The organism is Spirosoma sordidisoli (assembly GCF_004138325.1).
GTDB lineage: Bacteria > Bacteroidota > Bacteroidia > Cytophagales > Spirosomataceae > Spirosoma > Spirosoma sordidisoli.
Genome location: NZ_SBLB01000005.1, coordinates 263727 through 284661, shown reverse-complemented (window position 1 = coordinate 284661; position 20935 = coordinate 263727). Strand labels below are relative to the sequence as shown.

Genomic DNA, 20935 nt, shown 5'->3' with positions numbered 1-20935 from the left:
TGAACAAGGGTGATTGCAAGGATAGAGATAGCCCGGGGGGGGCAGGCCAGTGGCCTATTCAGATACCAGCGACGCTTCGGCACCTATGTCCAGTACGCAGCTGGTATAGGCGGCTTCGGCAGCCAGTTCAACGGTTTCCAGCCGCTCTTCCAGGGCGACAACATACAGACCTTCGGTCAGCGATTCTTCGGAGATAGGATACGTGTTCATGGATTGGTTTGAGATAAACGGGTGAGAAATGAAGGAGAAAATCAACAAGAGAAATTGCAAGGATAGAGATGGCCCCGGCGGAGCGGCAGGTTCAACGCTCTGCCCGTTTGGGCGATGGTAATAATCGACGAGATCGCGCTGCGAACAGGACACCCCGCGGGGCTCGATGGATTGGTACGCGCCGTCTGATTTATTGACCTATCGCCCTACAGAACTTTCGGGCTGGGCCTCACGGTCGACAGACCATGCCTGCCCGGTCTCCTATGCCTGGCCGGTCGGTGATCAGGCCTATTCAGCAACAGCCGACACTTCAACGCCAGCGTCGAGTACGCAGCTGGTGTAAGCGGCTTCGGCAGCCAGTTCAACGGTTTCCAGCCGCTCTTCAAGCGCAACAACGTACAGACCTTCGGTTAACGACTGCTCGGGAGTTTGATTCGTGTTCATGGATTGGTTTGAGATAAACAGGTGAGAATGAAAGAGAAGATTAACAAGGGTGATTGCAAGGATAGAGATAGCCCGGGGGCAGGCCAGTGGCCTATTCAGATACCAGCGACGCTTCGGCGCCAAAGTCGATCACACAGCTGGTGTAGGCAGCCTCGGCAGCCAGTTCAACGGTTTCCAGCCGCTCTTCCAGGGCGACAACATACAGACCTTCGGTCAGCGATTCTTCGGAGATAGGATACGTGTTCATGGATTGGTTTGAGATAAACGGGTGAGAAATGAAGGAGAAAATCAACAAGAGAAATTGCAAGGATGGAGATAGCCCCTGGGGGCAGGCCAGTGGCCTATTCAGATACCAGCGACGCTTCAGCGCCAAAGTCGATCACGCAGCTGGTGTAGGCAGCCTCAGCAGCCAGTTCAACGGTTTCCAGCCGCTCTTCCAGGGCGACAACATACAGACCTTCGCTTAGCGACTCTTCGGGGGTTTGGTTCGTAATCATGGTTGGTTTTTGATAAAAGGGTGATACAGACAAAAATGCGTACTCGGGAGAATGCAGGAGAATTGGCGGGTCCCACCCGGCGCGGAGTTCATACCGGCGCTCAGCAGGGTAACCGGCGTGTTTAGTCGGCCGAACGGCCGGAGCCAGCGTCGGACAAGTAACTGATGTACAGGGCCTCAGCCATAGTCTGAATCGATTCGAGTCGTTGGTTGAGGTCGATCATGAACAGGCCATCGGCCAGGTCCTGCTCTTTGCCCGGATGACCGGCGAATGCGTTTTTGGGGTTCATGGTTGATACGTAGTAAAGTCGTGTTGGAAAATGATTCAGGGATCGGCAGCCGACCTTAGTTAGCCGCCAGTTCTTTCTCGAATTTGGCCAGCAGCTGGGCCGCATCGGCTTTGCCCCAGCGGGGCGTCAGCGGGTCGGCCACAGGCAGGTCGTAGAGTTGGTTCGCTCGCTTCAGGAGCTTGTGACCCAGCTTCTTGTCGCCCCCAAACTGCTCGGGGGTGAACAGACTCGACTGTGCCAGCATCAGGGTAGCCCGTGGGTTTTCGGGGTCTTTAGCCAGGGCCTGCTTCAGGTACTGATTGCCCAGCTGCATGTATTTGGGCCCGCGCTCCATAAAGTCGACGTTGATCCGGGTGAAGGCCAGCATCGAGCGGATGCAGAGCACTTCGGCGGGGGTGGCATGGAGCGAGTCGGCGGTGTTCAGGATGGCCTCGGCCCGATCGGCGGCTGCGTCGATCCGGGCGGGGTCGCGCTCCAGTTTGGCCAGCTCGGCCGCACAGTAGGCCATGTAGTAGACGGGTGCCCACTCGCTGGTCTCGACCCGGTGAATACGCTCAAAGGAGTTGAACAGGGCCACGTAGGTCGACTTCCGAACGGCGGTATCGATCACCGCAATATGGCGGGTCATAGCCTGCTGATACCGGGTGAGCTGCGCCCAGGCAGGCGAGGTCAGCAGCGTAACCAGTACGCAGAGAACTAGTTTCTGACGGTTCATGGCAGCCGATAGTTACGAACGTTAGTTGACATTGATCAGCCTGACCACCAGAGCTACCGGCGCATCGCCCACGGCAAATTTGGCTTTCTGGAACGAGGGTGGACCAAACGAAACCGACGGGTTGTTTGAGAAACCAAACGGTTCTTTCGGCATGCCGAACATGCCTGTATTGGCTACCCCATCGCCGTTGACATCCTGGTAAAGCCGCACCGCATACTCACCTTTCGGAATACCGCTGAACGTCAGTACCGTATTGCCATCGGGCGTGGCTTTGGCCGTTACTTCCTTAAAGGTCTGGGTCAGAAAATCGTCGGCTTTGTTACAGAGGGCGGCATGAATGGTACCCGATTTTGTTGGTGGCGTCTTCACCGTCACCGAAATTGTTTGCTGCGCATAAACGCTGCCGGTGACGAGTAGAAACGCGAGAGCAGGGAAGGCGAATTGCTTTTTCATGGCAAAAACAAGTTGATAGTCTATGATTACAGTTAGAGTTGCGCGTTGATGGTGTCCTGCCGCCGGTCTATACCGAAATTGAGGAACATACCCAGGAAGACGAACGGGTTGGCTACGGGCCGGATGGCTTCGCGCCGGCTGGTATCCAGGGTGCCGTATCGGTAGCCGTAGATCTGCCCGTTGCCGAGCACGTTGCTGACCGTCAGCACGACCACGCTGTAGGCCTGTTTGATTTTGATCTTCGGCAGGTACGCCACGCTCAGACCCAGATTATGGTAGACCGGCGTACGATCCTGCATGAACCGGTCGTCCGGGCGGGTTGGGTTGTAATACGGTCGGCCACTTGCCACACTGTATGTAAGCCCGACGTTGGTAGTGATCTTCGAGAAGAAGCGCTTGGCAACCACGGAGGCCGTATGTCGGGCGGCAAAGCCAGGCTGCACCCGCATTGGGTAGGCCATGAACTGCCGTTCGGTATCGAGAAACGAGTAGGATATCCAGTAATCAATGTCTTTGAGCGTTTTCTTGTCACGCCAGAAGAGTTCGAATCCGCGGGCGTAGCCGGTTCCGGTAGCGGTAGTGTCGGGCCGGGTCCGGATCAGGCCGGTATATGACTTGTGGTACAACTCGACCCGGAAGCTCCGGAATGCATCCATCCGCTGGTAACTCAGAATCGTGTGACGGGCCCGGGCCATGTCGAGATCGTGTTGCTGAAACAGGAACTCCCGGTCGGGCTGCTGGTAAAAAGTGCCGTACGAGAACGATAGCAACCCGTTGTTGGCAAAGGTGTACCCCAGCGATAGTCGGGGTGCCAGCGCCTGGCGGTTGGTTAGCGTCGACTGCTCGTAGCGCCCCCCTACCCGAACCGATACCTGTTCGTTTACGTACCAGTCCATTTCCGCGAACGCTGACCTATATACGTCTACATACGATTGTACCCGTCCGCTATCCTGCGTCTGCTCCCGGGTGTAGAACCACTCGGAGCCGATATGGAGCGTGGAATAGTTCAGCACACTCTTTGACAGCACCGCCCTGGCCTGGCCGATCTGGGTATGCTGCTGGCCGGTGTATACAGATCGTGGCTGGTTATCCTGGGTGACCTGCACGGTAGTTTCATCAGCGTTCTGGTTCCAGGCCGAACCCGCCTGGAGTTTCCAGCCGCGCCCAATAGACTGTCGGTAACTTAGATTACCATACAGGTTTCGGTTATCGACCCGGACGCGGTTCAGGGTGTTCACGTAGTCGAGGTTGTTCTGGTAAATACCCGTTTTGCTGGCGCCCCAGTTAACAAATGCTTTGAGCATACCCTGCCGGGGTAATTTCTGTCGGTAGTACAGGTTTCCATCTACCGATTCGGGAGCGGGGCTCAGTTGTAGCGACTGGTTCGGCATCCAGTTGAGCACCCAGTTTAAGTTCGTGTAGTTCAGCCCACCACCGACAACGGCCGTTTTGCTGGGCAGAATCTGTTGGATCGTGGCGCCCCCCATCAGCGGAGACAGCGTCAGTTCGGCATTACTCTGCACCGGTATGTCCTGAGTTTCGAGCAGCAGCACCGATGAGAGCGCCTGCCCATACTGAGCCGAATAGCCGCCGGTACTGAAAACGGTGCCTTTAAACAGCTGGGTTGGGTAGCGGCTTCGGGTAGCCACGCCCGACACCCCACTCTGGTTATAACTTCGGATCAGCAGACCGTCCATAAAAGTTCGGGTTTCGCTGCCGGTACCACCCCGTACGAACAGATCCGCGCTTTCGCCGATCTGCTGGGCACCAGGCATACTTTTCAGCGTGGTGGCAATGCTGCCGTCGGTGGCCGTTGTGAGCACATCGAGCGGCTTCAGGTTGCTGGCCAGGTTACGGTCGGCGTTGGCAAATACCCGGGGCCGCACCATGATCTCGGCCAGGGTCATCAGCTTCTCGTTCAGCTCGAGCCGGAGCCTGACCGGCAGGGTATCGGCCAGCACGAGGGGCTGCTGCCGATGTACGAAGCCAGGCGCTTCGATCCGGAGGGTGTAGGTCCCCAGCTCGGCCGCTACAAAACTGAATTTCCCTTTCTTGTCGGTAGTACCACCGTCGTAGGTTCCTTCTATGGTCACGTTGGCAGCTGCCACCGGCGAGATTCCGTTGTAGGTAACTTCCCCGCTGATCCGGACCTGGGCCTGGGTAGCCGTAAGGGGCCCCGACACGGTCAGGACGACCCATAGCCAGGACCACGGCACATAGACGTGCCTGAGTTGCTGCGTGTTCATACAGAAACATTTAGAAGATGACCGTTCAGGGCAACATTTTTTTCTAAGCCAGGGTCCTGGTAGCTGACCAGGTAACTAACTGGCTACGCATAGGGGCCTTCAAGATCGAATAGAAGGCTTTGAAGAGGCAGGTCCCCTTCATCGACGGCCCGTAACGCTCCGTATATTCCCAACAACCCGTCTAGTAAGGAGTGGTCGGGCTGGGGGGCCGCTTCCAGCGCTGGTATCGATACAGTAAGCTGCTGTTGCCAGTAATCGGCTTCCCGTTTCAGTTCCGGCTCATCGGTTAGCTGGTACAGCTGCCAGTAGAGCAGAAGCAGACCAGCCTGGCCGTTCCGGATACCCGACTCGCTGACCGTCAGGTTACCGGCCATTCGTCGAAAGACCGTGTACATCGCAATTCGGGTGGCCCAGGTGGCCAGAGCAGGTTGGTGTAACCATCGGCTGGCCCGGGCCAGAAACAATGCCTGCCCCACATCACCGTATGCCCAGCCGTTTTGGGTAGCCGTTTCCCAGATCATATCGGGTCGGGAGATCACCCTCGGAAACATGGTGTGCTGATCCTGGTCCGCGTCGACCGGCAACTGCCAGCCCTGTAACGAACGAACATACTGCTCAATGAGCGCCCGAATACCGCTACCGTATATACCTATACGTTCTCCATCGATCCGGTCCAGTATGGCCCCCAGGCTGGCCAGTGCACCGGTTAGCCCATCGGCGAGCGAAAGCTTAACCTGCGGAGTTCTCAGTTCCTGCTGCAGCCGGGGCAGCAGAAGGTCCAGGAGCACATCGGCATAGGCGTGGGCCAGGTCGGTAGCGGGTCGGGCCAGAAAATGCCTGACCAGCGGAGCAATACCGTCAGCAACCGAGAACGAACCGGCTTCTATAGCCTCGCAGCCCACTCGGCAGAGATACCGGTCGAAGGCGGCCCGTTCGGGACCTGGAGGCTGATGTCGAAGCGTTTCTTCGCCGAGTAAGAGTGCCAGCCGGGCGTCGGGATGTTGGCCCAGGTCCTCTTCTACCACCTGCCGTCGCAGCATCGGCCACCTCGTCTCGTTTCCTTGCCAGACCTGAAACAGGGCCGACTCAATGGGCGTGGTCTGGGGAGTGGTTCGGGCGTAGGACGCTGTCCAGTTGGCAGGCATTCGGCAAAAGATAAGGCATTCGGTTAAACAGAGGAGGCCTGGTAAATTCCGGCTTTACTAGCCGATGATGGTACCGCCGGTTGGCCAGGAAGCCTGGTACATACCACCGGGGCGGTTATTGCTCAGGTTGGCAACGGTACGTTTCGAGAACTGAAGCGGGCTGGTAGCGTTGATCGATGCGTTCATGAGTGATACGAGTTTGCGAGTGATGTTGTAAACTTGATGAGTCAAAGGTGGCGGGGTAAGCTGACTTCTGAAAGTTTCTTATACCAGGGGTCGTTTTGCCAGTACGAAACCCGGTTTTCGCCGGTCTGGCGCTTAGCCGATGATGGTACCGCCGGTTGGCCAGGAAGCCTGGTACATACCACCGGGGCGGTTATTGCTCAGGTTGGCAACGGTACGTTTCGAGAACTGAAGCGGGCTGGTAGCGTTGATCGATGCGTTCATGAGTGATACGAGTTTAGAGTAGATTGATGTTGTGAGTTGCTGTTGTGAACTTGATGAATCAAAGGTGATGGTCGAGACTGACATTCAGAAAACAATTATACCAGGAACCGGATGGTCGGTACGAACAGCCCGATTGGAGCGAATCCGAGCGTGGTTTCGGCGGTACGGTCGCCCCGTTGGGTTCCATTTGCTGGCCTGGCTACTGTATTTCGCGGTCAATAATCTGCTGATCTTTTTTTCTGATATCCGGCAGGTTACCCCGCAGCGCACCATCTTCACCTACTCGCTGGTGGCGGCTCTGTTCTACACCAACGTCTACGGCCTGGTGAAACCCCTGGTGGCCAAACGACAGTACTGGCTGATTCCCATCTATACGGTGGCCCTGCTGGCTGCTTTTATCGGGCTACGGTACCTGCTGTTCTACGTGTATTTCCCGGCGGTGGGCTATCCGAACGAATACCGGCAGTTTAACACCATGTATGCCAAGTTCCTGCCCGATTCGCTCTGGGTCGGTATGCAGTACCTGCTGTTCAGCTACGGCTACTGGTTTGCGATCCACTCACTGGCGCTGGAACGGCAGAAGCGGCACATCCAGAACGATCTGCTGCGGGTCGAAAAAGCGAAGTCGGAGAAAGAACTGGCTTTTTTGCGGGCTCAACTCAACCCGCACTTCATGTATAACACGCTTAACTTCTTCTACTCGGAGGCCATCGGCACCTCGCCACAACTGGCCGATGGCATACTGGCACTGGCGTCTATGATGCGAACCGTTACTGAACTGAGCGATAAGGCAACGATACCGGTCCATAATGAACTGGAACACATCCGCAATTACATCCAGTTACAGCGAATGCGGTTTGAGGATCGAATGTACTTATTTTTTGATGTGCAGGGCGAAGAATATGAACGTTATTTATACTTACCGCCCCTCGTGCTGATTTCGCTGGTCGAAAACCTCTTCAAGCACGGTGAACTGGCTGACCCTGACCATCCTGCCCATATCCGCATCCGGCTGGAAGAAAACGGTATATATTATTCGAGCAGCAACCTGAAGAAAGAATTCCCGGTCTATTCGCAGGGGGGCGTCGGCATGAAAAACATTGACAATCAATTGACTAGCCTCTACAAAGAAAAATATAAACGGGTTATTCGGGAAGAAGGCAACGTATACTTTGTAGAAATGTATATTTTAATGCCCGAATCCTGAATAATTACTGCGATTAACCTGATTTATCACCTTTTATAAAAGTGATATACTTAGGTAGCCAAATCCTATATGGTTTCAGTAGTTAATCTATCTCCCGAACCTGTCTAAACTGGTACCTATCGATCTATGATTACCTGCCTGATTCTGGACGACGAACGTGCTGCCATCAATATTCTGACCCGCTACGTAAACGATACGCCTTACCTGAAGCTGGTAGCAAGTACTACCGACGTTTTTGAAGCGGCAGACGTACTCAAGAAAGAATCGATTGACCTGCTGTTCCTGGATATTCAGATGCCCAAACTGACCGGTATCCAGTTTCTGCAACTCCACAACGTAACCTGCAAGGTAATTCTGACAACGGCCTACAGCGAGTACGCTCTGGAAGGGTACGAGTTCAACGTGGTCGATTACCTGCTCAAACCCATTCCGTACCAGCGGTTTCTGAAGGCTACCGAGAAGGTATTCAACCAGCTTTCCCAACCCGAAAAACTACCGGCCAGCCCGGCCGAAACCACGCCTGAAGTCGACTTTATCCTGGTCAAAACCGAGCACAAGGGAAAATTCAGGAAGATAGAACTGACCGATATCGTTTACATTGAAGGGCTCAAGAACTACGTATCGATCTACACCACCAAACGCGAACGGATTGTTACCTATATCGGTATGGGCGAACTGGAAGAGCGGCTGCCTGCCCGCCTGTTCAGCCGCGTACACCGGTCGTACATCGTAGCAACCAATATGATTACCGCCCTGGACGGCAACGAAATTCTGCTAAAGGATGCACCCCGTATCCCTACGTCCGGAAAGTTTAAAGAAGACCTTCTCCTCAAGTTCAGCAAACAGTTTATTCAGACGAAATAAGCGCCGGTTTGCCCATTTGCGTTGCCCCCGCCCGCCCGGTGGGGCCATTCCTGTTGTGCGTTACCTATCCAGTTAGCCTTATGAACTGCCTCCCTTTCTATGTACTACGTCGACCTTTACTCGCTATTCAAACCTACTTTTCCGTACAGCAGCAGCTACAGCAGGGGGTTCCGCTGACGGAGAGCCTGGCGGCCCTGTACCGCGAGCCACTGTTGCAGGATGCGCTCTATTACGCGTCGCCGGAGGTGTACCGACAGTGCCAGAGCTGGCTGGCCGGTACGCTCGACCCGTCGGAGAAGCTGCTCAAAACGTTGTACAAATACATGATCCGTATGGCCACCCGAGCCACGCCCTTCGGCCTGTTCTCGGGCATATCGATCGGAACGTGGGGATCCCAGACAGGCGTTCGTTTCGACGGGCAGCAACCCATCCGAACCCACACCCGGCTCGACGCCCATACGCTGGCCCGCCTGCTGCAACGCGTCAGCCAGGCAGACGAGGTGAAGCCGTTTGTGCGCTACCGGGCCAACACCACCACCTACCCCGTTGGACCAGACCTGCGCTACGTAGAAGCCACCCGCGACGCGTCCGTACGGGATGGCTATGTGCTCAGCATTACCGACAACTCCCACTACCTGCAACGGGTGCTGATGGCCGCCCGGACCGGTGCTACCCAGGCCGACCTGACCGCCGTACTCACGCGCGAGGGAATTTCGGAGCAGGAAGCTATCAATTTCCTGACCCACCTGATTGATAACCAGCTACTACTCTCGGAGTTTGAACCAACCCTGACCGGCCCCGATGCCCTGGGCCGGCTCATCGACCGCCTGGCCGGGTTGCCGGGGCAGAAACCTACACTGGCCGTATTGCGGTCGGTACAGGCCAATCTCTGCCACGCCCGCGCAGCCGACTGCATCGCGCTCGAAAAAACGCTCGAACCACTGCTGGGGCCAGCCGACGCCCACATGGTTCAGGGAGACAGCTACTTCCCAACGCTACAGAATACCCTCAGTACGGCCTTCCAGACGGCTCTGCTCGACACCCTCCGCCGGGTTCTGCCCTTCCAGCGCCCACCCACCAACACTTTTCTGACCGAGTTCCGGCAGCGATTCTACGAACGGTATGAAGAACAGGAGGTGCCGCTGCTGCTGGCGCTGGACCCCGACGCAGGCATCGGCTATGGCGGCAGTAACGTATCGTCGGCCCTGCTGGAAGGCCTCACCTGGCCCGTGGCCCAGGCGCAGGATATGGCCTTCAGCCCCCTCCACCAGACCATGCTCCGGCTCTATACCAGTGCCATGCGGCAGGAAAAGCCCGTACTAGTGCTGACCGACGCCGATATAGACAGTATGACCGAGGGCCAACCCGCCCCCGCCCTGCCTTCCAGCGGCTACTGGATCGGGTATTTACTGGCCCGTTCGGCCGAAGCCATCGACGCCGGCGACTGGCTGTTCCACCTGGCGGCCAGTGGCGGACCGTCGGCAGGGAATCTGCTGGGGCGTATGGCGCATCTGGATGCTGATCTGGAGCAGGCGCTACGGGCCGGACTGCGGCAGGAAGAACAAAGCGACCCCGACGCGCTCTGGGCCGAGATTGTACACCTGCCCGGCGCCCGAACCGCCAACGTGCTTTGCCGACCCGTACTCCGCGACTACGAGATTCCGATCCTGACCGCCGGCAGCGTACCCGACGAGCAACAGCTGCCACTCGACGATCTGTGGGTGTCGGCACCGAAAGGACAGCAGCTCGTGATCCGGTCCCGGCGGTTGGGCAAACGGGTTATTCCGCGCCTGTCAACGGCGCATAACTACTCGCAGGGACTGGCCCATTACCGGTTTCTGTGTGATTTGCAGATGCAGGAAGGCCGGCTGAATGTGGGTTGGGACTGGGGGCCGCTGGCGTCGCTGCCGCAGTTGCCGCAGGTACGCTACAAAAACGTTATTCTGAGCCGGGCGTCCTGGCGGCTGAGCAGTGCCGACTGGCCGTTGACAAAATCTGACTGGATTGCCAGCTGGCGGGCCAGCTACCGGGTACCCCGCTACGTAGTGCTGGCCGAAGCCGATAACGAACTACCGCTCGATCTGAACTGTGGGCTGAGCTGCGCGCTGCTGACCGAAGAACTGCGGAAACGGGGTCAGCTTCAGCTCAAAGAGTGGCTGCTGTCGGAGCAGACCTGCTGGGCGGGTGAGGTCGGCCACGAGCGGGTTAGCGAGCTGATTCTGCCGATGACCTTTCCCCGGCCCGAACGTCTGGCCTACGAACCAGCGCAAAATACCACTACCCTCCGGCGCAGTTTTCCGCCCGGCAGTGAGTGGCTTTATCTGAAGATTATTACGGGCGAACAAACCGCCGAGCAGCTGCTGACTGATCAGCTTCCGTGGCTCATTGACGGACTGCGGACGAGCGGATTGCTGCGGCAGTGGTTCTTTGTGCGGTATAACCAGCCTGAACCCCACCTGCGCCTGCGGTTCCAGAGCGAGCCCGGTCAGGCATCGGCCCTGCTGACAGATGTAACGGGCTGGCTGCAGCAGCTGACGGCCGAGGGGTCCGTTTACCGCATACAGGTCGACACCTACCACCGGGAGGTGGAACGATACGGTGCCGGGCGAATTCTGTATTGTGAAGAATGGTTTTGTCAGGAGAGTGAGCTGCTGCTGCCCGTATTGCAGGACATCAGCCAGCACGACGACAGCCGACGGCTTTATTATGCCTGTGGCCTGACGGATCGTCTGCTCGACCAGTGGCAGATTCCTCTTGCCGAACGGACGCGGCTGCTAACGGCCTTCCGGGATGCGTTCAGCCGCGAGTTCCGGGCCGACAAGGCCTTACTCGTTCAGCTTGACCAGCACTACCGGCTCTACCGGCCCTTGATACACGACGCGCTGACAGCGTTTGTGCCGCCCGTAGACATAAGCCCGTATAACCAGCGCAGTCAGCGGCTGGTGTCGCAGCTGCGAACAACGGTATGCAATGACCAGCAGCTCGAAGAGCTGCTGTTTCCCATGCTGCACATGCTGCTAAATCGGATTTTTCCGACCGAAAACCGGCGGCACGAATTTCTGGTGTATCATCTGCTGACCAAAGAATACACCTCCCTGCTGAAGCGAAACCGATAGGCGCTTCGGCACGGGCCTAGTTCCCCGAATGGGGCATACGCGGACTCGTTTCCATTAACCGGATCTGCTCTTCTATAGCATCCAGGTCGTTCTGCGTCACGGCGAACAGCGCGTCGTCGTTCGAATCAACATCGTCGAAATTCATCCAGTCGGAGCCGGACAGGTTCGTTAGTTTCATGACTTTTGGTAATTAGCGTATAGAACGGATAGGAAAAGCAAGGCAGGTGGCCGGTCGGGCTAGAACCCGATGGAGCGGGTGCTGCGGTTCAGCCCCGGCGAACCATCGAACGAATTCCATTGCTCGTTGACCAGCAGGTCGTCGGCATCGGCCGAGCCCGACCGAACAGATTTGCAGTAACCGCCAGGTGCAGCCCAGGCGTTGAATTGTGCGGTACCCGAGTTCAGCGTGTTCAGGTTGTAGAGGTACGTGGTCATGGCCGTTTGTGGTTTCGTTTGCGTTTCGATGGATTGAAGTTGCTACCGGATTCGGCCGAAAAAAAAGATTTTACACGAACCCGCCGATTGCCTGCCCAAATGTCCTTTTTCCCGATACGCCAATCGGCCCGGTGGCTGGTGGGAAGCGGGCCGGATCCCTGTTTTTCAGCCACAGTTGCGGTTCTTTTCGTTATCTTTACCGTCCGATTCCCGCTTCTATTTGCCTGCGATGCCCACAACAATTGATCAGCCGTTCGATGACCTGAAGGCCCGCCTGACGGGCGATTTCTTTACGGATACCACCCATCGGACGCTCTACGCCACCGACGCATCGGCCTACCGCGAGATGCCGGCGGCCGTGGCGGTTCCTAAAACGATCGACGACCTCAAAACGCTCATTGCCTTCGCGCGGGAGCACAAGCTGTCGCTCATTCCGCGCACGGCGGGTACGTCGCTGGCGGGGCAGGTCGTTGGCGCCGGTATCGTGGTCGACGTCTCGAAGCATTTTACGCAGATTCTGGAAGTAAACGCCGAGGAGCGCTGGGTACGCGTGCAGCCCGGCGTCGTGCGCGATGAGCTGAACCGGTTTCTGAAGCCCTACGGCCTGTATTTCGGCCCCGAAACCTCAACGGCCAACCGGGCCATGATCGGCGGTATGGTTGGCAACAACTCCTGCGGCTCCAACTCGGTCGTATATCGCGATACGCGCAACCATACGCTGTCGGTAAAAGCACTGCTGGCCGACGGTTCCGAAGCGGAGTTTGGCCCCATGAGCGGCTGGGACTTCACCAAACAGGTCAGCGAAGCCAGCCGCAAAAACGGGTCTGCCACCCTGGCCGACAAGATCCTGCTTAAAACCAGCGCCATCCTCTCCGACCCGGCCAACCAGGACGAAATCCGGCGCAACTTCCCCAAACGCACCATCGAACGGCGCAACACTGGCTACGCCCTCGACGAGGTGCTGGAGATGGAGCCATTTACGCCGACCGGGCCGCCTTTCAACCTGGCCAAATTTATTGCCGGCTCCGAAGGGACGCTTTGCTTCCTGACCGAAATCAAGCTGAACCTGGTGCCGCTGCCGCCCAAAGAAACCGGTCTGGTCTGCGTTCACTGCCACTCCATCGATGAGTCGCTGCGCGCTACGCTGGTGGCGCTGAACTACGGTCCCTACGCCGTTGAACTCATCGACGATATTATTCTGGAACGGGCCGATGAGAACGCCGAGCAGCGAAAAAACTCGTTTTTCGTGCAGAAAACACCGACCAACCATTTTCCCATCATTCTGGTCGTTGACCTCTCCCGCGATACGCGCGCCGAGATTGAGCAGTTGGCCGCGCAGATGGAAGCCGAGATGCGGGCGGCCGGACTGGGCTACCACTTCCCGCTCCTGTTCGGCGACGATACCAAAAAGATCTGGACGCTCCGCAAAGCCGGTCTCGGCCTGCTGGGCAACCTCCCCGGCGACGAAAAAGCGGTGGCGGTCATTGAAGATACGGCGGTCGACGTGCGCGACCTGCCCGACTACATCCGTGAGTTCAACGAGATTCTGCGGAAACACAACATGACGTCGGTTCACTACGCCCATGCCGGGTCGGGTGAGCTACACCTACGGCCGATTATCAACCTGAAAACTGCCGAAGGCCACCGGCAGTACCGACTCATTGCGGAAGAAATAGCCACGCTCGTCAAGAAATACAACGGCTCCCTCTCGGGCGAACATGGCGACGGGCGGCTCCGGGGTGAGTTTATCCCGCAAATGGTTGGGCCGCACAACTACGAGCTGATGCGGCAGATCAAGCATACCTGGGACCCCGACGGCATCTTCAACCCCGGCAAGATTGTAGAAACGCCCCCCATGGATACGTTTCTGCGCTACGAAGCCGGTCAGCAGACACCCCGCTTCCAGACTTATTTCCGCTACCACAATCAGGACGTGCTGCAGCATGCCGAGCAGTGCAACGGCTCGGGCGACTGCCGCAAAACCCAATCGTCGGGCGGAACGATGTGCCCCAGCTACATGGCTACCCGCAACGAAAAAGACACGACGCGGGCGCGGGCCAACATCCTGCGCGAGATGCTGACCCACTCGCCGAAAGACAACCGATTCGACCACGAAGAAATCAAGCAGGTATACGACCTCTGTTTGTCGTGCAAAGGCTGCAAGAACGAATGCCCGTCCAACGTGGACGTGGCCAAGCTCAAGGCCGAGTTTCTGCAGCATTACTACGACACCAACGGCGTACCGATCCGGTCGCGGCTGATTGCTAACTTCACCCGGTTGGCGGGGCTGGCCAGCTACATACCCTGGGCCTGGAACGGGGTGCTGGGAACGCCCGCTCTCCGGCGTATTGCCAACCGCATCGTCGGTTTTCACCCCGACCGGACCATGCCGCTGCTGGGCAAAACGACCGTGCGGGCCTGGAGCCGGCGCCAGCCCGTTGCCAAACCCGAGGGGGCAGCTCCCCGGCTTTATCTCTTCTGCGACGAGTTTACGAACTACAACGATGTAGAAGTCGGCAAGAAAGCCATCGAACTGTTCCGGCGGCTGGGCTACGAGCTTATCATCCCCGAACATGGCGAGAGTGGCCGGGCGGCTCTGTCGAAGGGCATGCTGAAATATGCCAAAACCCTGGCCGAGCGGAACATCCGCGCCCTGAGCCAGCTTATCACCGCCGAAACGCCCCTGGTCGGGCTGGAACCATCGGCCATCCTGACCTTCCGCGACGAATACCCCGACCTGGTCGATGAGTCGCTGGTGGCCGATGCGAAGCGGATTGCCGAACACGCGCTGACGTTTGAGGAGTTCATAGCGCGCGAGTCCGACGCGGGACGCATCCGGCCCGAGCAGTTCACCGACGAAACCCGGCTCATCAAGCTCCACGGCCACTGCCAGCAGAAAGCCGTATCGTCGCTGGTGCCGGGGAAGAAGTCGCTCTCACTACCTAAAAACTACACCGTACAGCTGATTCCGTCGGGCTGCTGCGGCATGGCGGGTTCGTTTGGCTACGAAGCCGAGCATTATGAGGTATCGATGAAGATCGGGGAGCTGGTGCTGTTTCCGGCGGTTCGGCAACAACCCGACGAGGTCATCATTGCCGCACCGGGCACCTCCTGCCGCCACCAGATCCACGACGGCACCGGCCGAACCGCCCAGCACCCCGCCGAAATCCTCTTCGACGCGCTGAAATGAAAAAGGTAGTGGCGGTACGACTTGCGGGTCATGCCATCACTACCTTCCTCAATAAGCACCAGAACCTATTCCTCTTCTTCGCCTTCGCCTTTCATCAGCTCGGCTTCGAGCAGGTAGGCTCCTTTGATCACGACCTTAGAGAGATCGGCCGGCGTTATGACTTCGAGACGGCCGTTCTCGGCGATGCCCAGCCGCACCGGAATCCGTTTGTAAGTGCGGGCTTCGCTGGTGGCTACGAAAACGAAACCGTTCTGCCCTTTCCGGACAACGGCCTCTTCGGGCAGGGTTGTGGCCAGGCGCGCGCCCGTCAGGATGCGGGCGTTCAGGAACATGCCGGGAATAAGCCGGGCTTCCTGCGCTTCATTATCGATATGGCCGTGTACGGTAATGGTCCGGGCCTCGCCTTCGAACGCCTTGCCGACCAGATACACCCGGCCGCGGAGGGTGCCCGACCCCAGCTTCGGATCGGTAAGCTCGATCACCTGCCCGTTCTTCACCTTGTAGGCATCGGCCTCGTAAACGCTCAGTTCGAGGTGCTTGTGCGACTGATCCATGACCTGGAACAACACATCGGCCGTGGCTACCTGCTGACCCAGATGCACGGCAGACACCGTAACGTATCCCGCCACCGGCGACGTTATCCGCATCACCGGCGACAACTTCCCCGACTGCAGCGACTCGACCGACGTACCCAGCGTGCGGAGCTTGAGCGCCAGCGAGCTGACCAGCGCCCGGTTGCTGCCGTAGTCGGCCTCGACCTGTTCGAGTCGCTTGCGGGCGCCTACATCTTCGCTGATCAGCGTCTGCTGCCGTTTCAGCTCGGCCTGCTGATAGGCTAACTGACTGACCGCCTGCAGGTAATCCTGCTGCATCTGAATATAGTCGAGGCTTTGCAGGGTAGCCAGGGTAGCCCCTTTCCCGACGCGCTGACCGGGCAGTACGTTTACGCTCTTGATCACCCCGCCAATCAACGGACTGATCGACGCCATATACTGCGGAGGCACGTCAACAGTTCCCGTCGTTTTCACCTCGTCGTTTACGGTTGTCTGGCTGGCCGATCCCAGCTGCAGCCCTATGGCCTTCAGCTGGCCGGGGGTAAGTGAAATCTGGTCAGCGGGACCGGCGGCCGGCGTTTCTTCGGCCGCGTTTTCGTCGTTTTTTTGCGGGGTGTTACAGGCCAGCAGGGCCAGGGTCGTATAGAAAATCAGGATGTATTTCATCGGTATGGTCGTTAGTCGATGCCCAGCAGCTGCTCAGCCTGGATCACCACGGTGGTATAATTAAACAAGGCGCTGAGGTACTGCTCTTCGATGGCAAACGCCTGCTGAATGGCCTGAAAAAACTCAACGTAATCGATTTCGCCCGCGCGGTAGCTCCGCAGCGCCGTCGACTGGATCAGCCGGGCCTGGGGCAGGGCGGCTTCGTCGAAATAAGCGAGCGAGGCCCGTAGCGTTTCGGCATTGCGCTGCAGAATGGCCAGCTGGCCGGTTAGCTGCGTTTGCGCGTACTGAAAGTTGGCGTCGGTCAGTTGTTCGTTGATGCGGGCGGCTGCAATCCGGGCTTTGGTGGCCTGCGCAAACAGCGGAAACGACACCCCGGCCTGCAGCACGTTGAAACTCAGCTCCCGGTTGATCGACTGGTTGTAATAGCCAACCAGCAGATCGGGCTTGAGCCGCTGCCGCTCCAGATAGGTCTGGTTGCGGCTGATGGTCCGCTCCTGCTGCAGAACCGCCAGCGCCGGGTTGGTATCGGCCACCGGCCCGGCATCGGCCGTAGCCAGTGGTGTTCCGGCGGGCAGGTCGCGCCGGAGGGCTATCGTCGTGTCGATGATTACCGGGTCGGGCGTGTTGATCAGCAGCTGCAAGGCCCGGGTGTGGGCCTCTATATCGGCCCGGAGGGTGAGCTGGCGCAGCCGCACGCTCTGCAGGCGCGTATCGGCCGAGACCTGCTCGAGCCGGTTGGTTTCGCCGGTTTTGTACCGTACGCCAGCCGCCCGGGCCGCATTCTGGAACAGGCTGTCCTGTCGGCGCAACAGGGTGGCCAGCCGGTTATCGAACAGCAGCTGATAATAGGCCTGCTTCACACTCGTGGCCAGTTGCAGCCGCCGGAGGGCCAGCCGCCGTTCGGCCGCCGTGGCGGTGCTCTGGTACAACTGCCGCTGCGCCCGGTAGAACGACGGCAGCGCGAACGACTGCGTAACCCCTACAATATAGTCGGTTGGCTGAGCCTGGGTTTGCCCGACCTGAACCTCAACGCCGGTTTTGGCCGGGTCGAAGGCCGATCCGATCAGGGCCCGCTGGCTCTCGGCCTCGAGCGCACTGCCGCGCAGCAGCAAACTCTGCCGACTGGCCGTCTCTACGGCCTGCCCCAGGTTGAGCCGGGTTGTCTGGCCGCTGGTCGAGGTAGCCAGGCCCAGCAGCAGCAGTCCCAGGGCGGTGGGTAAGGGCGCTGACGACGGATTCTGGCGTTTTCTTGTCCAACCCGCAACCAGGCTGTACAATACCGGCAGCACCACCAGCGTCAGCAGCGTAGCGGTAATCAGGCCACCGATTACGACCGTAGCCAGCGGCTTCTGCACCTCCGCCCCGGCCGATGTCGACAGCGCCATCGGCAGAAATCCCAGCGACGCTACAGCCGCCGTCATGATCACCGGCCGGAACCGGACCCGCAGTCCGTGCAGTATCCGGTCGTAGACGTTTTGGTCCCCCTGCTTTTCGAGCTCGTTCAGATAGCCGATCAGCACGATTCCGTTCAGTACGGCCACCCCGAACAGCGCAATGAAGCCAACCCCCGCCGAAATACTGAATGGCATATCGCGCAGCCACAGCGCCAGCACGCCCCCTACAGCCGCCAGCGGAATGGAGCTGAAGATCAGCAGCGCATACGTCAGCGAGTTGAACGTGGCGAAGAGCAGCACAAAAATCAGGAACAGCGCTACGGGAACGGCAACACTGAGCCGTTCTTTGGCTTTTTCGAGGTTTTCGAACGCCCCGCCATAAGTATAGTAATAGCCGGGCGGGAGTTTGATTCGGGGTTCGATCTGGCTGCGGATGTCGTTGACCACGCTCTCTACGTCGCGGCCCCGGATACTGACCCCAATCGTGATGCGTCGTTTGGTACCGTCGTGCGAGATCTGTGCCGGGGCCTGAATGTAGCTCACCGTAGCCACCTCGCTCAACGGAACGCTTCCGCCCTGCGGCAGGGGTACGTACAACCCGCTCAGGTCGGTCAGGCCCTGCCGGCTGGTGCTGGCCAGCCGCACCACCATATCGTACCGACGCTCGCCTTCGTAGACCGGCCCGGTAATTTCGCCCGCAAAACCGGCCTTGATCAGCCGGTTCACGTCGGCCACGGACAATCCGTACTGCACCAGCCGCGCGCGGTCATACTGCACGTTGATCTGCGGCAGACCAACCGTCTGCTCGACCCGCAGCCCGGCCACGCCCGGCACCGCTTCGATGAGCCGACCGGCCGCGCTGGCCCGCTCGAACAGCGTTTGCAGATCGTCGCCGAAGATTTTGACGACAATGTCGGACTTAACGCCCGTAATCATTTCGTTGAAGCGCATCTGAATCGGTTGGGTAAACTCAACCCCGGCACCCGGCACTTCCTGGGCCAGCACCGCGCCCATTTTTTCGGCCATATCGTCGCGGTCAGTTGCGTTGGTCCAGTCGGCCCGGTCTTTCATCGTAATCATCAGGTCTACCTGTTCAACGGGCATCGGGTCGGTCGGAATTTCGGAGGCACCGATGCGGCCCACAATCTGCTTTACTTCATGAAAATGGGTACGGAGGGCTTTCTGCGCTTTCAGCGACGCGTCGATAGTAGCCGAGAGCGACGTGCCCGACGGCATCCGGAAGTCGATGGCCATATCGCCTTCGTCCAGCTGCGGAATGAACTCGCCCCCCAGCCGCCCAAACAGCAGCACCACCCCGGCCAGCATCGCGAGCGCCACCGCTACCGTCGTTTTCCGCCAGCGCAGAGCCAGTCTGGCCAAGGGCTCATACTGCCGGTAGAGCCAGTCCATCAGCCGGTCCGACAGGGTACGGCGGGTGTCGAGCGTTTTGGGCAGCAGCAGGGCCGACATCATAGGTACGTACGTCAGCGACAGCACCAGCGCGGCCAGGATGGCGAAACCCACCGTCTCGGCCATCGGGCGAAACATCTTACCCTCGATACCCGTCAGCGACAGAATCGGCAGGTATACGATCAGGATAATAATTTCTCCAAACGCAGCCGACCGCCGGATTGCCGATGCCGACTCGAACACCGCTTCGTCCATTTCTGCCTGGGTGAATGAGCGATTGAGCGACTGAGCGATTGACGAAGACCCATTCGCTGATCCAATTCTGGAAAAGTGGTGAAGAACGGCTTCGACAATGATGATCGACCCGTCGACGATCAGGCCGAAGTCGATGGCACCCAGGCTCATCAGGTTGGCCGACAGCCCCAGCGTTTTCATCATGCCGAGCGTGAAGAGCATGGCCAGCGGAATAACCGACGCCACGATGAGCCCCGCCCGCCAGCTGCCCATCAGCAGCAGCAGCACCGTAACCACGATCAGCCCCCCTTCAACCAGGTTGCGGGTAACGGTGGTGATGGTTTTGCCGATCAGCTTGGTCCGGTCAATGAACGGCACGATTTTGACGCCTTCCGGCAACGACGCCTGGATACGCCCGATGCGCTCTTTCACGCCCCGGATCGTCGTTTCGGAGTCGGCCCCTTTCAGCATCAGCACGATACCGCCCACGGCCTCGCCGTCGCCGTTGCGGGTCAGCGCCCCGAACCGAACCGCATGCCCGAACCGAACCGTGGCTACGTTCCCGATCCGCACCGGCACCGATGTGCCGCCGGGGCCATCGTGACTGGTACGGACAATGATGTTTTCTATATCTTTCAGCGACGAGACAGCCCCTTCGCCCCGGATAAAATAGGCCTGGCTGTTGCGTTCGATGTACGACCCACCCGTGTTGGCGTTGTTGCGGGCCATGGCGTCGGCCAGTTCGGTGAGGGTGATGCCCGCAGCCCGCAGCCGGTCGGGGTCAACGGCCACTTCGTACTGCTTCAGAAAGCCGCCGAAACTGCTGATCTCGATCACGCCCGGAATACCCGCCAGCTGGCGCTTTACGATCCAGTCCTGAATACTACGCAGCTCCGTCAGCGAATATTTGCCTTCGTAGCCCCGTTGCGGAACCAGCGTATACTGATAGATTTCACCCAGACCCGTAGTAATCGGTGCCAGAAACGGCCGCCCATAATCGGCCGGAATGTCTTTGAGCGCGTTCTGCATCTGCTCCGACACCAGCTGCCGGGCTTTGAGCATGTCGGTATCTTCGGTAAACACGACCGTCAGCACCGACAGGCCAAGCTTCGACACCGACCGGATTTCTTCGACGTTCTGGAGGTTAGCCATGGCCAGTTCCAGCGGGGTGGTCACAAACCGCTCGGCTTCCTGAGCGGCCAGGGCGGGCGTTTGGGTGATAACCACGACCTGGTTGTTGGTTATATCGGGAACGGCATCGATGGGCAGGTTCCAGGCCGAGTAGCCGCCCCAGCCCATGAGCGCCAGCACGAAGGCGCCAATGACAAGTTTATTCCGAATACTAAATCGGATGATAGCATCAAACATGAATACAGGAAGAACACAGGCCGATGGAGCGGCCTGATGAATGAGTAG

19 protein-coding genes are annotated in these 20935 nt (G+C 58.6%); 4 read left to right on the top strand and 15 right to left on the bottom strand.

Annotated elements, in window-relative coordinates:
- Positions 1-54: 54 nt before the first annotated feature.
- The 11 genes from EQG79_RS31090 to EQG79_RS31485 all read right to left on the bottom strand — a co-directional run bounded on the left by EQG79_RS31090 (position 55) and on the right by EQG79_RS31485 (position 6446).
- Entirely contained in the window at positions 55-210 is a 156-nt protein-coding gene (locus tag EQG79_RS31090; RefSeq protein ID WP_161492698.1) for a hypothetical protein, read from the bottom strand.
- Positions 211-498: 288 nt separating this feature from the next.
- Positions 499-654 (bottom strand): hypothetical protein, encoded by a 156-nt coding sequence (locus tag EQG79_RS31085; RefSeq protein WP_161492699.1) that lies wholly within the window; start codon positions 652-654, stop codon positions 499-501.
- Positions 655-745: 91 nt separating this feature from the next.
- Entirely contained in the window at positions 746-901 is a 156-nt protein-coding gene (locus tag EQG79_RS31080) for a hypothetical protein (RefSeq protein WP_161492700.1), read from the bottom strand.
- A 94-nt stretch (positions 902-995) separates the two neighbouring features.
- Positions 996-1151 (bottom strand): hypothetical protein, encoded by a 156-nt coding sequence (locus tag EQG79_RS31075; RefSeq protein WP_161492701.1) that lies wholly within the window; start codon positions 1149-1151, stop codon positions 996-998.
- A gap of 121 nt (positions 1152-1272) precedes the next feature.
- A complete protein-coding gene (locus tag EQG79_RS31070) occupies positions 1273-1440 on the bottom strand; it encodes a hypothetical protein (protein ID WP_161492702.1) in 168 nt (55 codons plus the stop codon).
- Between the two features lie 55 nt (positions 1441-1495).
- Positions 1496-2155 carry a hypothetical protein gene (locus EQG79_RS18990; protein ID WP_077919566.1) on the bottom strand — a complete coding sequence of 220 codons (660 nt, stop codon included), beginning with the start codon at positions 2153-2155 and terminating at the stop codon, positions 1496-1498.
- 21 nt (positions 2156-2176) lie between these two features.
- On the bottom strand, positions 2177-2608 hold the full coding sequence (locus tag EQG79_RS18985) for a DUF2141 domain-containing protein (RefSeq protein WP_129603220.1): 432 nt from the start codon (positions 2606-2608) through the stop codon (positions 2177-2179).
- A 32-nt stretch (positions 2609-2640) separates the two neighbouring features.
- A complete protein-coding gene (locus tag EQG79_RS18980; RefSeq protein WP_077919568.1) occupies positions 2641-4854 on the bottom strand; it encodes a TonB-dependent receptor in 2214 nt (737 codons plus the stop codon).
- A gap of 83 nt (positions 4855-4937) precedes the next feature.
- Entirely contained in the window at positions 4938-5999 is a 1062-nt protein-coding gene (locus EQG79_RS18975) for a lanthionine synthetase LanC family protein (RefSeq protein ID WP_129603218.1), read from the bottom strand.
- Positions 6000-6056: 57 nt separating this feature from the next.
- Positions 6057-6185 (bottom strand): hypothetical protein, encoded by a 129-nt coding sequence (locus tag EQG79_RS31490; RefSeq protein ID WP_255376552.1) that lies wholly within the window; start codon positions 6183-6185, stop codon positions 6057-6059.
- A 132-nt stretch (positions 6186-6317) separates the two neighbouring features.
- A complete protein-coding gene (locus EQG79_RS31485) occupies positions 6318-6446 on the bottom strand; it encodes a hypothetical protein (RefSeq protein WP_255376552.1) in 129 nt (42 codons plus the stop codon).
- 133 nt (positions 6447-6579) lie between these two features.
- Here EQG79_RS31485 and EQG79_RS18970 point away from each other — a divergent pair, with 133 nt between their 5' ends.
- From EQG79_RS18970 to EQG79_RS18960, 3 genes are all read left to right on the top strand, one after another.
- Positions 6580-7653: a sensor histidine kinase gene (locus EQG79_RS18970; protein ID WP_161492703.1), complete on the top strand. Its 1074-nt coding sequence runs from the start codon at positions 6580-6582 to the stop codon at positions 7651-7653.
- Positions 7654-7779: 126 nt separating this feature from the next.
- Positions 7780-8517 (top strand): LytR/AlgR family response regulator transcription factor, encoded by a 738-nt coding sequence (locus EQG79_RS18965; protein ID WP_077919571.1) that lies wholly within the window; start codon positions 7780-7782, stop codon positions 8515-8517.
- Between the two features lie 80 nt (positions 8518-8597).
- Positions 8598-11633, top strand: a complete 3036-nt coding sequence (locus tag EQG79_RS18960; RefSeq protein ID WP_129603216.1) for a lantibiotic dehydratase — start codon at positions 8598-8600, stop codon at positions 11631-11633.
- Positions 11634-11649: 16 nt separating this feature from the next.
- Here the strand turns inward: EQG79_RS18960 and EQG79_RS31065 are convergent, their stop codons facing one another.
- Positions 11650-11811, bottom strand: a complete 162-nt coding sequence (locus tag EQG79_RS31065) for a hypothetical protein (RefSeq protein ID WP_161492704.1) — start codon at positions 11809-11811, stop codon at positions 11650-11652.
- A gap of 59 nt (positions 11812-11870) precedes the next feature.
- On the bottom strand, positions 11871-12068 hold the full coding sequence (locus EQG79_RS18955) for a hypothetical protein (protein WP_077919573.1): 198 nt from the start codon (positions 12066-12068) through the stop codon (positions 11871-11873).
- 229 nt (positions 12069-12297) lie between these two features.
- Here EQG79_RS18955 and EQG79_RS18950 point away from each other — a divergent pair, with 229 nt between their 5' ends.
- Positions 12298-15258 carry an FAD-binding and (Fe-S)-binding domain-containing protein gene (locus EQG79_RS18950; protein ID WP_129603214.1) on the top strand — a complete coding sequence of 987 codons (2961 nt, stop codon included), beginning with the start codon at positions 12298-12300 and terminating at the stop codon, positions 15256-15258.
- A 65-nt stretch (positions 15259-15323) separates the two neighbouring features.
- On the opposite strand, the gene EQG79_RS18945 is transcribed toward EQG79_RS18950, so the two are convergent.
- Both EQG79_RS18945 and EQG79_RS18940 read right to left on the bottom strand, forming a co-directional pair.
- Positions 15324-16478, bottom strand: a complete 1155-nt coding sequence (locus EQG79_RS18945) for an efflux RND transporter periplasmic adaptor subunit (protein WP_129603212.1) — start codon at positions 16476-16478, stop codon at positions 15324-15326.
- Positions 16479-16489: 11 nt separating this feature from the next.
- Positions 16490-20887 carry a CusA/CzcA family heavy metal efflux RND transporter gene (locus tag EQG79_RS18940; RefSeq protein ID WP_129603210.1) on the bottom strand — a complete coding sequence of 1466 codons (4398 nt, stop codon included), beginning with the start codon at positions 20885-20887 and terminating at the stop codon, positions 16490-16492.
- Positions 20888-20935: the final 48 nt, after the last annotated feature.

Excerpts from the sequence above, each read along its gene's own strand:
- EQG79_RS31090 (WP_161492698.1), bottom strand. The coding sequence starts at position 210 with ATGAACACGTATCCTATCTCCGAAGAATCGCTGACCGAAGGTCTGTAT.
- EQG79_RS18960 (WP_129603216.1), top strand. The coding sequence starts at position 8,598 with ATGAACTGCCTCCCTTTCTATGTACTACGTCGACCTTTACTCGCTATT.
- EQG79_RS31070 (WP_161492702.1), bottom strand. The coding sequence starts at position 1,440 with ATGAACCCCAAAAACGCATTCGCCGGTCATCCGGGCAAAGAGCAGGAC.
- EQG79_RS31065 (WP_161492704.1), bottom strand. The coding sequence starts at position 11,811 with ATGAAACTAACGAACCTGTCCGGCTCCGACTGGATGAATTTCGACGAT.
- EQG79_RS18980 (WP_077919568.1), bottom strand. The coding sequence starts at position 4,854 with ATGAACACGCAGCAACTCAGGCACGTCTATGTGCCGTGGTCCTGGCTA.
- EQG79_RS18955 (WP_077919573.1), bottom strand. The coding sequence starts at position 12,068 with ATGACCACGTACCTCTACAACCTGAACACGCTGAACTCGGGTACCGCA.
- EQG79_RS31075 (WP_161492701.1), bottom strand. The coding sequence starts at position 1,151 with ATGATTACGAACCAAACCCCCGAAGAGTCGCTAAGCGAAGGTCTGTAT.
- EQG79_RS31490 (WP_255376552.1), bottom strand. The coding sequence starts at position 6,185 with ATGAACGCATCGATCAACGCTACCAGCCCGCTTCAGTTCTCGAAACGT.
- EQG79_RS18990 (WP_077919566.1), bottom strand. The coding sequence starts at position 2,155 with ATGAACCGTCAGAAACTAGTTCTCTGCGTACTGGTTACGCTGCTGACC.
- EQG79_RS18965 (WP_077919571.1), top strand. The coding sequence starts at position 7,780 with ATGATTACCTGCCTGATTCTGGACGACGAACGTGCTGCCATCAATATT.
- EQG79_RS18945 (WP_129603212.1), bottom strand. The coding sequence starts at position 16,478 with ATGAAATACATCCTGATTTTCTATACGACCCTGGCCCTGCTGGCCTGT.
- EQG79_RS18940 (WP_129603210.1), bottom strand. The coding sequence starts at position 20,887 with ATGTTTGATGCTATCATCCGATTTAGTATTCGGAATAAACTTGTCATT.
- EQG79_RS31080 (WP_161492700.1), bottom strand. The coding sequence starts at position 901 with ATGAACACGTATCCTATCTCCGAAGAATCGCTGACCGAAGGTCTGTAT.
- EQG79_RS18985 (WP_129603220.1), bottom strand. The coding sequence starts at position 2,608 with ATGAAAAAGCAATTCGCCTTCCCTGCTCTCGCGTTTCTACTCGTCACC.
- EQG79_RS31085 (WP_161492699.1), bottom strand. The coding sequence starts at position 654 with ATGAACACGAATCAAACTCCCGAGCAGTCGTTAACCGAAGGTCTGTAC.
- EQG79_RS18975 (WP_129603218.1), bottom strand. The coding sequence starts at position 5,999 with ATGCCTGCCAACTGGACAGCGTCCTACGCCCGAACCACTCCCCAGACC.
- EQG79_RS31485 (WP_255376552.1), bottom strand. The coding sequence starts at position 6,446 with ATGAACGCATCGATCAACGCTACCAGCCCGCTTCAGTTCTCGAAACGT.
- EQG79_RS18950 (WP_129603214.1), top strand. The coding sequence starts at position 12,298 with ATGCCCACAACAATTGATCAGCCGTTCGATGACCTGAAGGCCCGCCTG.